This window comes from Halorubrum sp. Atlit-26R (genome assembly GCF_003666015.1).
Classification (GTDB): domain Archaea; phylum Halobacteriota; class Halobacteria; order Halobacteriales; family Haloferacaceae; genus Halorubrum.
In genome coordinates this window covers 1-460 of the sequence record NZ_QPLT01000485.1, presented here as the reverse complement: position 1 = coordinate 460, position 460 = coordinate 1, and the positions used below count along the sequence as shown (strand labels likewise).

General features: G+C 62.2%; 1 pseudogene. It reads right to left on the bottom strand.

The features are described 5' to 3' along the window. Window positions 1-98 precede the first annotated feature (98 nt). Window positions 99-460, bottom strand: a pseudogene (locus DVK07_RS21570) (TrmB family transcriptional regulator); the annotation flags it as partial.

Here is a 460-nt window from a genome sequence, read left to right as displayed (position 1 = left end):
CTGGGAACCCACACACACCGTCGACGACTCCATTCGAGGCCGGCTCACCGACTCGCAGTAGCCGGCGCGGGCGGACCCGGTAGCGCTCTCCGGGGGCGTCAGCGGTCGTCTGTCGAGTACTCCTGCGTGCTTTCGTACGTCCAGATCAACTCGAAATACCGTTCGAGACCGGCGACGAAGGAGCCGTTTTCGGTCACCGCGGCCTGTCGTTTGTGGAGTGGAATGTCCTTCTCTTCGACGAGCATGATCGCGGCGCCCTCGTCGTACTCCATGCTCGGATCGGTGATCGTGCCCCGCCACGGGAGCGGGTTCTCGCTGAATCGCGTTTCGACGCTCGGATACGTCGTGTGAATGTGGTCGACGGTGTCACGTTGGATCTGCTGGTTCTCTCCGGAGAGATGTGACGGATGGAGAAACATGATGCGGACGGTACGCTCCTCGTCGAGAATGCGCTCGAGCG